The organism is Vibrio sp. 10N, assembly GCF_036245475.1.
GTDB lineage: Bacteria > Pseudomonadota > Gammaproteobacteria > Enterobacterales > Vibrionaceae > Vibrio.
On the sequence record NZ_BTPM01000001.1, the window covers coordinates 2,146,857 to 2,159,571 of the forward strand.

The 12,715-nt window shown below is 46.2% G+C and carries 10 protein-coding genes; 7 read left to right on the forward strand and 3 right to left on the reverse strand.

The window, feature by feature from the left end:
• The first annotated feature begins 109 nt into the window (after positions 1–109).
• Entirely contained in the window at positions 110–1,021 is a 912-nt protein-coding gene (gene metR, locus AAA946_RS10015) for an HTH-type transcriptional regulator MetR (RefSeq protein WP_338164735.1), read from the forward strand.
• A 137-nt stretch (positions 1,022–1,158) separates the two neighbouring features.
• Here the strand turns inward: metR and AAA946_RS10020 are convergent, their stop codons facing one another.
• Both AAA946_RS10020 and AAA946_RS10025 read right to left on the reverse strand, forming a co-directional pair.
• Positions 1,159–2,655, reverse strand: coding sequence for an ArnT family glycosyltransferase (locus AAA946_RS10020; RefSeq protein WP_338164736.1), 1,497 nt, complete (start codon positions 2,653–2,655; stop codon positions 1,159–1,161).
• 315 nt (positions 2,656–2,970) lie between these two features.
• Positions 2,971–3,669: a GntR family transcriptional regulator gene (locus AAA946_RS10025; RefSeq protein WP_338164737.1), complete on the reverse strand. Its 699-nt coding sequence runs from the start codon at positions 3,667–3,669 to the stop codon at positions 2,971–2,973.
• 280 nt (positions 3,670–3,949) lie between these two features.
• Between AAA946_RS10025 and AAA946_RS10030 the strand changes: the two genes are divergently transcribed.
• The 6 genes from AAA946_RS10030 (at position 3,950) to AAA946_RS10055 (ending at position 10,222) form a co-directional block, all read left to right on the forward strand.
• Positions 3,950–5,566, forward strand: a complete 1,617-nt coding sequence (locus AAA946_RS10030; RefSeq protein ID WP_338164738.1) for an alpha-glucoside-specific PTS transporter subunit IIBC — start codon at positions 3,950–3,952, stop codon at positions 5,564–5,566.
• A 121-nt stretch (positions 5,567–5,687) separates the two neighbouring features.
• Positions 5,688–7,025, forward strand: coding sequence for a 6-phospho-alpha-glucosidase (locus AAA946_RS10035; protein ID WP_338164739.1), 1,338 nt, complete (start codon positions 5,688–5,690; stop codon positions 7,023–7,025).
• Positions 7,026–7,101: 76 nt separating this feature from the next.
• Positions 7,102–7,392, forward strand: coding sequence for a SemiSWEET transporter (locus AAA946_RS10040; protein ID WP_338164740.1), 291 nt, complete (start codon positions 7,102–7,104; stop codon positions 7,390–7,392).
• A gap of 139 nt (positions 7,393–7,531) precedes the next feature.
• Entirely contained in the window at positions 7,532–9,016 is a 1,485-nt protein-coding gene (locus AAA946_RS10045; protein WP_445206073.1) for an N-acylglucosamine 2-epimerase, read from the forward strand.
• 133 nt (positions 9,017–9,149) lie between these two features.
• The gene (locus tag AAA946_RS10050) at positions 9,150–9,389 is read left to right on the forward strand and encodes an RNA-binding protein (protein ID WP_112461002.1); all 240 of its coding nucleotides are present in this window, start codon (positions 9,150–9,152) and stop codon (positions 9,387–9,389) included.
• A 254-nt stretch (positions 9,390–9,643) separates the two neighbouring features.
• A complete protein-coding gene (locus AAA946_RS10055) occupies positions 9,644–10,222 on the forward strand; it encodes a hypothetical protein (protein WP_338164741.1) in 579 nt (192 codons plus the stop codon).
• 86 nt (positions 10,223–10,308) lie between these two features.
• Here AAA946_RS10055 and AAA946_RS10060 read toward each other — a convergent pair whose 3' ends face one another.
• Entirely contained in the window at positions 10,309–12,708 is a 2,400-nt protein-coding gene (locus AAA946_RS10060; protein WP_338164742.1) for a hypothetical protein, read from the reverse strand.
• Positions 12,709–12,715: the final 7 nt, after the last annotated feature.

Consider the following 12,715-nt stretch of genomic DNA (forward strand, 5'->3'; position numbering starts at 1 on the left):
TATGAAATTTTCTCATGCATCAAGAATTGTTCTTTTAGACGTCTAGACGTTTACATATCTCTAAAAGCACGGTAAGTTAATGAGAAGGGATAAAGGATGAGGGATTTTCATGATAGAGCTAAAACATTTAAAAACACTGGCGTCACTGCGCGATACCGGATCACTTACTGCTACAGCGACGTCGCTGCACCTCACGCAATCGGCTCTCTCTCATCAGCTTAAAGATCTCGAAGCACGCATTGGCTCACCACTGTTTATTCGCAAAACTCGGCCAGTCAAATTTACCTCTGAAGGTGAAATACTTCTCAACCTCGCCAATGACGTATTGCCTCGTATCGCACAAGCGGAGGGGGATTTAGCCGGACTCAAAGAAGACGTCAACGGCCGCCTGCACATGGCTATCGACTGTCACTCCTGCTTCCAATGGTTAATGCCCGCTTTGAAAGAATATCAACTTGCTTGGCCGCATGTAGAACTGGATTTCTCCTCAGGCTTTGGTTTTGAACCTATTCCCGCTCTCGTCGGTGGCGAACTGGATTTGGTGATCACCTCAGACATTCAACCGCGCTCAGAAATCCACTACGAGCCCCTATTTGACTTCGAAATGCGCCTTGTTACCTCAATCTCTCATCCGCTAGCAGGCAAAGATCATATCGAGCCAAGCGATCTAGCCGACCAAACCCTTTTAACTTATCCGGTCCAAAAACAGCGCCTGGATGTCGTTAAACACTTCCTAACACCCGCAGGTGTGGAACCGAACAAATGGAAGCAAGCGGACAATACTCTGATGCTTGTACAAATGGTCTCTGCGGGTCTTGGCGTTGCTGCCCTACCAAACTGGGCCGTCAGTGAGTTTTCTCGTCAAGGCTTAATCACCAGCAAACCCTTAGATGAAGGACTATGGCGCAGACTGTTTGCAGCCGTTCGGAATGGAGAAAAAGATAAGCACTATCTGCAGGCGTTTTTTAGTACCGCAAGAGCGCAGTGTAAGCAGCATTTAGAAGGGATTAAAGTCGCGTAGCACGTGCTAGCGCACTGTCACGGTAAAGTATTTCGTATGCGATGTCAGAGGTTTGCCTCAGACATCGCATCGATTATTAGGTCATTAAGTCCTCAGGGAATTAAGTGAGCGGGTGATCAGTTCAGCGTCCCTTACACTCACTCCTTAGGCGCAATCATACCTACACAAATCACCTGAACCGGTTCTTGAGGTGAATCTTGGTAATCAATCTGCTTGGTCACCGCCACTTCAAACTGTGGCCATTCATTGGTAAAGCGGCTAAACGTTTGAGCTTCACAGCTCTGTCCTACATGGCTTAGCAACAATACACCCTGTGATTCAATCTTTTCCGCAGTGATATGGCGGTTGTAAACGTTCGGCAGAGTCTCGTTACTCCATTGGTTCGACATTTCTGGATGCGGTGCGATGTAGAAAGTTAACCATTCAGAAATCTCAGCGCCGCCCACCAGCTTAAGAGGCTTGTCTGTATTCTCGTACCAAAATGTCTCAGCGTCATGAGCCAAAACCTTAATACCTTCAAAGTTCTGACCAGCATTGCGCACATTGAAGACCATCACCGAGCTATAACCTACAATCATCAGCAGCGCCATACTCACCAATACTTTGTATGCTCGTGACAGCTTGCCGATAACATCTTTGGCTAAAAACGCGACCAATACCGCTGGTGCCGGCATAAAGAACGGGTGCAACCATTCCACTAATCGGCCGCCCTTATGAAAGGTAAACCACCCCATGATGACCACCAGTGGAGCAAGTAAGACGAATGTTGTCAGCCATACTTTTTCTGGGACCTTATTGGTAAAACGTAAGCCTCGTTTGCCCAACAGACCTGCAAGTAAAATCAGCGGATAAAATACCGACAGCAGTGCCAGCCAACTGCCAGGGCTTAGTTGAGCCGATACTTGACCACTTACCCATTTCACCGATGAGAAGTTATTGGCGAACATCCAAAAGAAGTTTGGTGTTACCAAGGCAAGGAAGGCGGCAATACCAAGATAAAAATTACGATCGCTCCAGTTACGACGCACACTCGGTACTGTCAGGCTTAGAATGAAGATCATCGCCACGGGGGCAAATGTGGTGTACTTCGCCATCGCTGAGCAACCAGCCAGAATACCAAACGGGATCCACCATTTTGAATCTTCGTACACCGCCTTTACAAACATCAGCAATAGCCATGACCAAGAGCCAAACAACAAATAGTTGTCGTTATAAGGAATGGCATCAAAGTTGATCACACCGGATAGGTTCAGGGTCAACATACCTAGCCAAGCAAGAGCAATCGAGTCCGTCAGTTTATAGGCCAATCGGTAACAACCAAGCATACCGATAGCAACCACACTAAAGTGCCCCACATACCAAAACGCCGATGCAAACTCTGTTGACGAAGAAATCAGCAAAATACGGGCGACGAAACCCACAAACCATGGGTTATTTGGACTTCCCCATTCTCCATTACTGGCCCAGTTTAACGCTTCGACGGCATCATAAGGTACCGTAGGATCAAGATGATAGGAAACCAGCGCCCAAGCAACAGCATAGACAAAGCACCAAATCATCGCGGCGCGATGCGAGCGTGCAATGTCGTTTGGTGAGTTTGAAGGTTGGTCAAAATGAAGAATAGTCGAAAGCATAGACGCCCTTGGATTCAGTTAATTTCAGGGGTTTGGCGGCAAACTGTACTCAGGTTAAGCGTATGAGAAAAGTAAACTAGGTCAATTCTCTGTAAATTCCCCATTTGTTCATGAACCTAGAGAATTACCGGCCGCACATTAACAATTAGTCTATATATTTATGCCGTCAAGACGTGTAATGCTTTGTATTGAACTGGGTATGAGTGAGTCAAGGTATATCGCCGAGTCATCGAAAGCTGTCGGTTGAGTAACCGTGGCTTAAGTATCAGCATAGAAAGGCCATACAGAGGGGATGCGCCCTCTGTATGGTTTAGGCTAACGTTTCAAATAGTGTTTATAAGAGTAGGTATTCGGTTTGAAGTACAGCTTAGTGTATTCAAAGATACGACCGTCCCCCAGTTTGCCAGTTGAAAGCAAACAAATAATCGGCACTTCAGGTGACAATTCAAACACTTCACATAAATGCTCGCCCGGCATCACGGCTTCAAAGTCTTGAAGGGCACCGTCAATGTGTAAGCCCAACTCTTTTTCAAGATATTGGTACTTCGAGCCCTGAAGCGACATGATGTTCATTTGTGGAAACATCGCCACTGGCATAAACGAGTCTTCATAGATAGCAGGCACGCCATTTATCAGCTTAAAGCGACGAATAAAATACACCTTATCGTCGGTGCCAATATTCAGTGCCGATGCCACCTCTTCATCAGGGTCCATCAACGTAAACTCGACGACTTGGTATTCAAGTTTGGTCCCGGTATCGCTCATATATTCGCTTGTACTGCGCAAACTCGACATGGAGCCCGTCATGGTTTTGCCGATCACGGTAGAGCCGGCCCCTTGGCGCTTCTCTACCAAGCCAAGTTTTACTAATTCTTCTATCGCTTTGCGCACGGTAATACGACTTACTGAATACGCGTCGATCAAGTCTTTTTCGGTAGGCAGAGTATCGCCAATCGCGAACTCTTCCGAATCAATGCGGGACTTTAAATCCTGCATTACCTTTTTGTATAGCATGTTCTCACCTCTTAGCCCTCACGCTATCACCCCAAAAGATACAAATCAATAACCAATCACCCTACATTGGTCACAGGTCAGGACAAAAAAGCGACAAACATCATCTATAGGTCTCTTTTTATGCCATGAATCACAAAATACATGCTTTATTTGTACTCAATCACACTTTACTTATCATGCTTTTGTCATATTTTATTTTCAGGAGTAATTTAGGACCTGTCGAGAGACACAAGAATTACAAAAACAAATATCTACACCAATAATAAAAAAGGACCTTTCCATGTTAAGTGCTATACAACGCTTAGGTGGAGCAATGTTTACCCCAGTTTTGCTGTTTCCTTTTGTCGGGATCTTAGTGGGACTGACCATTGTTCTCAAAAACCCCATATTTGTTGGCGACCTCGCTGATAAAGACGGTCTGTACTATCAAGTTTTACAAGTCATTGAAGAAGGTGGCTGGACTATCTTCCGCAATATGGCGCTACTTTTTGCCGTCGGTCTGCCGATTGGTCTAGCGAAAACCGCTCATGCTCGTGCCGTTATGGTGGTCATGGTCTCTTACCTAACCTTCAACTACTTTGTCGGGGCAATGGGTGGATTCTGGGGTGAGTTCTTCGGTGTCGACTTCTCTCAAACGATTGGTGGAACATCGGGCCTAACTGAGATTGCAGGTATTAAAACCTTAGATACGGGTATTTTTGGTGCCATCATCATCTCTGGTTTTGTTACCTGGATCCACAACCGTACGTTTGAAAAACAGCTACCAGCGTACTTAGGGATCTTCCAAGGTGCGTCATTTGTCGCGATGATTTCATTCTTTGCAATGCTGCCAGCGGCTTGGTTAACGCTTTACATCTGGCCTTCAATTCAACACGGCATCCTTAACCTACAAGGCTTCTTGGTCAGCTCAGGTTCATTCGGTGTGTGGCTTTACACCTTCTTAGAACGAATTTTGATCCCAACAGGTCTGCACCACTTCGTCTACGCACCATTTGTGTTCGGTAACGTAGCGACACCTAACGGCATCACCGTTGACTGGTTTACCAACCTAGAAGCGTTCACTCAATCAACGCAATCAATGAAAGATCTCTTCCCTGCTGGCGGCTTTGCACTGCACGGTAACTCTAAGATCTTCGGTTGTACTGGTATTGCGCTAGCAATGTACCACACAGCAAAACCTGAAAACCGTCAGAAAGTAGCGGCACTTCTTATCCCAGCAACGTTAACGGCAGTGTTGGTAGGTATCACTGAACCACTTGAGTTTACCTTCCTGTTCATTGCGCCTTGGCTATTCGCTATCCACGCGATTCTAGCAGGCACGATGGCGATGGTGATGTACACCTTTGGTGTGGTTGGCAACATGGGTGGTGGCTTGATTGAATTTGCAACAGGTAACTGGATCCCACTGCTGGGCAACCACACTGGCATGGTCGTGACTCAAATCGCCATTGGCCTTTGCTTCACAGTGATCTACTACGTGACATTCAAATACCTCATCGTGAAGTTTGATGTGCCAATTGCAGGTCGCGGCGATGCAGAAATGAAACTGCACACCAAAAAAGACTTCAATGAGAAGCACGGTATCACTGGCAAAGGTGACGCAGGCAACGCAACACCACTGCAAATCCAGGCAATTGAAACCATCGAAGGGTTGGGCGGCGCTCAAAACATCGAAGACTTAAGCAACTGTGCAACCAGACTGCGCGTTACGGTGAAAGACCCAAGCAAAGTTGAATCTGCAGAGTACTTTATGCAGACGGGAGCGGTGAATATCGTGAAAAACGGCAAAGCCATCCAGGTCATCATTGGACTGAATGTTCCTCAGCTACGAGAAGAATGCGAAAAGATATACGGCGCTTCCAAAACTGTCGACATGACGCTAGCTCCCGCTACGTAGTCCATCAACGAACACCTAGGTCTAGAACGACAATCTAGCCCAATACTGTAAACAAAATAGAAACTAATAACCAATGACCAAAGGGCGGTAGCGTGCCGCCCTAGTCCAAGTGAGGCATATCATGAAAAAAGAATTCTCAGTAGTTATCGCAGGCGGCGGCTCAACATTCACTCCTGGCATCGTTATGATGTTGCTTGAAAACCAAGAGCGTTTCCCAATCCGCAAACTGAAATTCTACGACAACTTCGCTCAGCGCCAAGAAACCATCGCTGAAGCATGTAAAATCTTGCTAAAAGAGCGCGCACCACACATTGAGTTCTCATACACCACTGACCCAGAAGAAGCGTTCACAGACATCGACTTCTGTATGGCTCACATTCGCGCTGGTCTTTACGCAATGCGTGAACAAGATGAGAAGATCCCACTACGCCATGGCTGTGTCGGTCAAGAAACCTGTGGCGCTGGCGGCGTAGCTTACGGCCTTCGCTCAATCCCTGCAGTTATCGAAATGATTGACTACATGGAAAAATACTCGCCAAACGCGTGGATGCTGAACTACTCAAACCCAGCAGCTATCGTGGCAGAAGCGTGTCGCGTAATGCGCCCTAACTCAAAAGTTCTGAATATCTGTGACATGCCAATCGGTATCGAAACACGTATCGCAGAGATCCTAGGTTACGAAGATCGCAAACAGTTCGACATCATGTACTACGGTCTAAACCACTTCGGTTGGTGGAAAGAGTTCAAAGATGCGAAAACAGGTGAAGATTTGATGCCACGCATCAAAGAGTACATCAAAGAGAACGGCTACTTGCCACCAAGCGCAATGAACGGAGCACAACACACTGATGAGTCTTGGAAGGAAACCTTCATCAAAGTTCGTGACGTGTACGCACTTGACCCAGAAACGATTCCGAACACATACCTTAAGTACTACATGTACCCAGACTACGTGGTTGAGCACTCAAACAAAGAGTTCACTCGTGCTAACGAAGTCATGGAAGGCCGTGAAAAAGAAGTGTTCACAGAATGTCACCGCATCATTGCCGCTGGTACAGCTGTCGACACAACCATCGAAGTCGAAGAGCACGCGTCTTACATTGTTGACCTAGCTACAGCGATTGCATTCAACACCAAAGAGCGCATGCTACTCATTGTTCCAAATAATGGCGCAATCGCGAACTTTGACCCAACAGCCATGGTGGAAATCCCATGTATCGTTGACAACACAGGTGCGAAACCACTTCAAATTGGTGCGATTCCTGAGTTCCAAAAAGGCATGATGAGCCAACAGGTTTCGGTTGAGAAGCTGGTTGTGGAAGCACACGTAGAAGGCTCTTACCAAAAACTATGGCAAGCACTGACTCTTTCAGCAACCATTCCAAGCGCAACAGTAGCGAAAGCGATTTTGGATGACCTGATTGAAGCCAACAAGGAGTACTGGGTTGAAATGAAATAATTCATTTCCCTCCTATACTTCAGCTAAATCATAAACAATGCCCTGTCTCGACAGGGCATTTTACGGAGCACGGTTAATGTTAGACATTACTACGCTGGGCTATATCGCCGCCTTTTGCACTACTTGTTCCTTCATTCCGCAAGTGCTGCACATTCTTAAAACCCGAGATACCCAATCTATTTCTCTCGCAATGTATTCCATCTTCGTCACCGGTGTCGCGCTCTGGCTCGCGTATGGGGTGTTAGTGACCGATCCTCCTATTATCATCGCTAACGCCATCACCTTATTGCTTGCTTCTATCATTCTGTTTATGAAAATCAAAGACGTTACCTGTAAACAACACCCCCTCTCCAAAACCAGCGCTTGATAAAGCGTTACGACCAAGCCAAGCGCCCCCTGCTTGGCTTTTTTCATTGTTAAAGTCTTGAACTGCACAACAGTTTGTATAGGTGTCATGGCGCTATAGTTTCAGCAATTCAAACACTTATAAAAAACAAGGATACGTCATGTTGTCTTATTCTCTTCGTACCTCAATTTTAGCCCTTTCTATTGCTGCCTCTTGTGCTGCGATGGCGTCGCAACAAACACCAGTGACACCAGAAGGTACATTCCCAACCACACAAGCTTGGCTCACACATGCGAAACAAGGTCTCGCTCCCTATTGGATGCATGAAGCAGCGCAAGGTGTGCCCGTTGGCAACTTCCCAACATTTCGCTGCGATAACGGAGAGTTACTCGACGTCTCCAATGTCTGCCCAGAGCTGCAACACGGCTGGATCATGCCTCACTTTGGACGCGAATACACACGTATGAAGTCGCGTCAGACCTACGCTTATGGAGTTCTATTTCACCTTACCGGCGATGTTAAAGCGCTTGAGCTTGCCAAAGACGGGGCTTACTACCTCATTGACCAACTTCAAGACGCCGAGAACGGTGGATTTATCTCCTTCACCGAAGACGATAAACCCGGTCTAAAGTGGACACAACGCACCTCACAAGACCAAGCTTACGCCCTTGTCGGTCTGGCCATGTACTACTACCTAACGCGTGACCCTAAGGTAGAAAAGGCGCTCATCGAACAACAAGCGTTTATCTTTGATAAATACAAACTCAACGACGACGTTGGCTTAGCTTGGGTATTAGAAGACGGTGATGATCAAAGTGCCAAACAACATGAACTCGTCGCACAGCTTGATCAAATCAATGGCTACATGCTACTCGTGGCTCCCCTACTTCCCGAGCCTCACAAAACCAAATGGCTAGCGGATCTCAAATGGCTAACACAAGTCTTGGTTAATGATTACCACTCTGATGACGAGCAGCGCTTCTACGGAGCGATACACCACAAAGCTGTAATGCAGCAAAACGCTAAACATAATGACTTCGGTCATACCATTAAAGCGTATTGGATGACCTATCTCACCGCACAGCTACTCGATAAGCCTGACTGGGAAGCCTTCGCCAAACAAGGTATGGAAGTAACGCTAGAAAGAGCCCAGTACAATATGCCATTTGACTATGTCGCCCATTACTTTCCCAAAGAGCAACAAGCAGCGCTTAAGGGAACCACTATCCCGTCATGGCAAAGCAGACCCAACAGTGGTGGCGCCTCTTCTTGGGAATGGGCAGAGCTTGACCAAGCGGCTATGACGCTTTCTATGGATGCCGACAAAGTTAAAGCACCGCTCAGTGATACCACTACTGGCTTTATGAATGTGTGGGTTGACCATAAATATGGCGGCGTGGGCCTAAACCCGAAATCGACCAAAGCGTTCCATTGGGGAAATGGTTATCACCAATTTGAACACGCGCTCATTGGCACACTGACGTCAGGTTCACTTAATCATAACCCCGTGACGCTGTATTACGCGGTCAAAGATGAAACACTCCCAAGCTTCACGCCATACTACTACCAAGGCAAAGTAAACAAGACTACATCGCTCAATAATGGCAAGGTTCAGGCTGTAAGCTTTAGTGACATCACGCCTTAGCCTTTGTGCAAGAGCGCTGAAGTCATGTAAAGAAGGGAAGAAAATCGAAGAAACGGGCAGGAATCACTTGGTTTCAAAGGCATAACCTGCGACAATCCGCCCGTTATTCACCCTTGATTACAGATGGTCAATTATGCAAATCTTAGTACGCAACCTATCTCGCGAAACCACAGAGCACGATGTACGCCTTCAGTTCCGTGAGTACGGCCGAGTTACCGAGTGCACACTGGTACTAGACAAAGAGACAGGAAAGTCGAAGGGCTTCGCGTTTGTAACTATGCCTGAAGTTGAAGAAGCAAAGGTAGCGATTAAAGAGCTAAACCTAACCATGTTTGGTGGCAGCAAGATCCGCGTTAAATTTGCCGGTCACTAATTGGTAAGCCGCTCATTAGGAAGGTTAGCCAAAGCGAACTGAGCGCAAACGTCGAAGGCATACAACATAGAACTCCGCTTTTTCCGACAGGTTGGCGGAGTTTTCTTTAGGCTATTTTCAGTCAGTGTCTCGTCTTTACCCACATATATTGCGCCTTATTTGCTATTGAGTGCAAAACTAGAAATTTTGTATTGCAACTCACTGCTTAGCTGTTTTAGCCTAATTGCAATTACACGCATTCAAAAGGAATTACAGTGTCTCTTTCTCGTATCACTCTTACACTGACGCTCCTAGCCTCCGCGACCAGTTACGCAAGCCCAGTACAGTTTTTAATTGGCGTCGACAGCCATAAAGGTTTTGCTGGCGGCTTAGAAACTGTGGTCTACGACAACTTTATTATCGGCGGCCAGTTCAATTTAGGCTCTTCTGACGAGAGCAACACTCAAACAGGCTCTTACCCTGGTATTACCAACCCCACATTTACCAGTAAAAAATCGGCACAGCATTACGGCTTGTACACTGGCTACCGGTTTAATGACGGCATGTTCGACGGTTTGGCGCTCAGACTCGGTATCGCGCAAATGAACATCAATGTCAGCGAAGACGTTTACGGCTCCGATAGCGCCTCGAATGTCACGTCCGAAATTATTTACGATATTAACAAGCGTAAATACCAGCCTTTCATTGGTATTGGCTATCACGTTAGCGAGCGTATTTCACTTAACGTACACGCACATTTAAGAGGCATCGACACCATTGAGGTTGAAGGCCAAAAACTTGATTCCGGCTTCGATGCGACGACATTAAGCTTTATGGCCGGGTTTTCGTTTTAACACTACTTCTCGACACATACAAAAAGCCCCTGATACGATATCAGGGGCTTTTTACTGTCACTATTTTGGTTTATTGTATGGCTAAGTTAGCCTTTAGATAATTCGATTCGGTGTGTCTGATTTTGCTTATTGTGCGCAACCCAGATTCGTTTCGATTGATACCCCGGAGCACTGACTTCCACATCATAATTTCCCACAGGTAACTTCATTCCAGAGGTGTAGCGGGGTTTAATGTTCATTACCCTCACCTTAAAGTTCGGTGCATTTGTATCCACCGTAAATGGCACTTCCACTAACTGACCTGTAGTAACAATGGCCTGCTTTTGATCCTCGAAACTTTGCTGCATTTCATTCGTTTGCTGTGGCTCATTGGTACTGAATTTCGCCATAACCAAATTATCCATCTCAGCAATCGAATGTTCTACCGAGTTTTTAAACCAGTCCGTAATTTTCATGTTCTGATCTAGGCGCGCGCCGATAGGCTGCACGATTGGCTGAGTATGCAAAACCCATCTCAATGCTACCGAACCAAATGGCGTTACCGAGTCATCAAACTTATCTAGGAAATAGCGCGTGGTTGACTCATTGGCGGTAAATTTCGAACTGCCAACGGCCAACGGCAGTGCGAATACGGCGCCCATTAAGAGAACAGACAAACAAGGTCCAACGTACTTTTCCCAAGGCTTGCTGTGTTTTGAAAAGTCCTTATCATAGTCAATGAGTGCCCAGAACTTAAATGGCAATTTAACAAACGTAAGCAGGACCAACATCAACGACAGCGTCATGGAAATTGGGGGCACAATAATGGATCTCAACGCCGCTTTACTCTTCTCCGCCAATGGCCCTCCATCTTCGAACTGTGACCTAGCTGACTCAATGTACTGAAGCCAGTAGCGAGTTTCTCGTTCGATGTTGACGCGCATGACCTTGTCATAGAACTGCTTATTGTTCCAACTGGCCATCATAGGTTTCACGTAATTGCGCTCACCCATTTTTTCTAAAATCTGCGCCTGAATAACAGGGTGTTTTTGAAATGCTGTCCATGACAAGTTGGGTTTCATATCAACCCCCTGTTCTGCCATCTTCGCATTCCACTCTTTGTTGACTTCCTTTCTAACCTTCGCCTTCACCGTATTCTTAAAGCTGGTAATTTGCGACACTTGCCAGCTCTTCTTCAGGTGAATACCCTTTTTGGCTGCGCGAGAGCGTACCTTCTGAGCAGTAACAGGGTGATGGCGAAACGCCTTCATACCAGCTATGCCCATAGGATAACCTGTTTCTCGCTTAAACTTGTCTTTCCACAAGACGAGGATGCGAGGTGTATAGTGAGCCACTTCATTTGTGAACACTTCACGGACATCCTCTTTGCCACCATCACCTGTGGCAATCTCTAAGCCCGCCAAGATTGCCGACAGTCCGAGCGTAGAAAAGGTTTCACCCAATGACGTTTCACCTTTCGTCCTGCGGTATTCACGTTTTAGCCAGTAATCCATGTCCTTAAAAGGTATACCCGCATTTTTTAGTGTTTTGGCGTACTGCTTTTCGACGTTGGTGATACATCTATTTAAGTATTCACGATTACCGCTTCTACCACCATAAGAATCAATGCATCTGTTTCGTGACTCAAAGTGAGAATAGATTTTCGGGGCTACTTTTTGAGCACGGGCTTCCGCTCGCGCAAAATAGGCTTTCTCAGCTTTCTGATAGTCCTTCCAGCCCTTGGCTATTTGCGTTTCAACGTCTTCCCAAGCATCGTTCGCCACCGAAGCAATACTGCCCATATTTTTGTTGTATTGCTTAACACCCGACTGATAGTCTTTGAAGTTGTCCGAGACCAGCACTCTCATTTCTTTGTACTGACGGTAATATTCTTCAAACTGATTATTCGCCTTATTCTCAATATATCGATTTAGAATCTGACGCTTTTTATCATCGACGTGTTGGATAAAGTCATCATTGGCATAAACCAACCCTCCCATCATGGCTAAGAAGGTCATTTCTGTTGAAGATGTTGCATGTTTAGCGTTGTACGGCAACCCTTGAATTTGCAGTGCATTCGCAGCCAAACTCGAACGTAGTATGGAAGAGAAAAACGCTTCCTGACGCTGCTTCGCCGTTGAAGGCTCTATCAACAACTTGTCAATCAGGAGTTTTTGTCCAAAGAAAACCGTTGGCCATATTAATAGAGCAACAAGGCTGAAGCTCATGACTGCTCTTGGGATGCTACTGACCCAACGTCCTTTAAGTAACAGGTCAGCAACGAGAAGCGTAACACCAATACCAGAGATAGAGCGGCCAAACAGTTCAATGAGATGTAATGTCTCATCATCTACGTCGACCCCACCAGTCACTTCCACCAGTTTGGCATTAAACACGACCTCAGGTACCAAATAGCAGAGCGACATAACGAAGAAAGTAATCGCCAACCATCTAGGTTTCTTGTTTTGTGACTTTTTCATTTTATTTTTATTAATCTTTGTATCCATACTGATT

Coding starts and splice junctions, on each gene's coding strand:
- metR (WP_338164735.1), top strand. CDS start 110: ATGATAGAGCTAAAACATTTAAAAACACTGGCGTCACTGCGCGATACC.
- AAA946_RS10020 (WP_338164736.1), bottom strand. CDS start 2,655: ATGCTTTCGACTATTCTTCATTTTGACCAACCTTCAAACTCACCAAAC.
- AAA946_RS10025 (WP_338164737.1), bottom strand. CDS start 3,669: ATGCTATACAAAAAGGTAATGCAGGATTTAAAGTCCCGCATTGATTCG.
- AAA946_RS10030 (WP_338164738.1), top strand. CDS start 3,950: ATGTTAAGTGCTATACAACGCTTAGGTGGAGCAATGTTTACCCCAGTT.
- AAA946_RS10035 (WP_338164739.1), top strand. CDS start 5,688: ATGAAAAAAGAATTCTCAGTAGTTATCGCAGGCGGCGGCTCAACATTC.
- AAA946_RS10040 (WP_338164740.1), top strand. CDS start 7,102: ATGTTAGACATTACTACGCTGGGCTATATCGCCGCCTTTTGCACTACT.
- AAA946_RS10045 (WP_445206073.1), top strand. CDS start 7,532: ATGTTGTCTTATTCTCTTCGTACCTCAATTTTAGCCCTTTCTATTGCT.
- AAA946_RS10050 (WP_112461002.1), top strand. CDS start 9,150: ATGCAAATCTTAGTACGCAACCTATCTCGCGAAACCACAGAGCACGAT.
- AAA946_RS10060 (WP_338164742.1), bottom strand. CDS start 12,708: ATGGATACAAAGATTAATAAAAATAAAATGAAAAAGTCACAAAACAAG.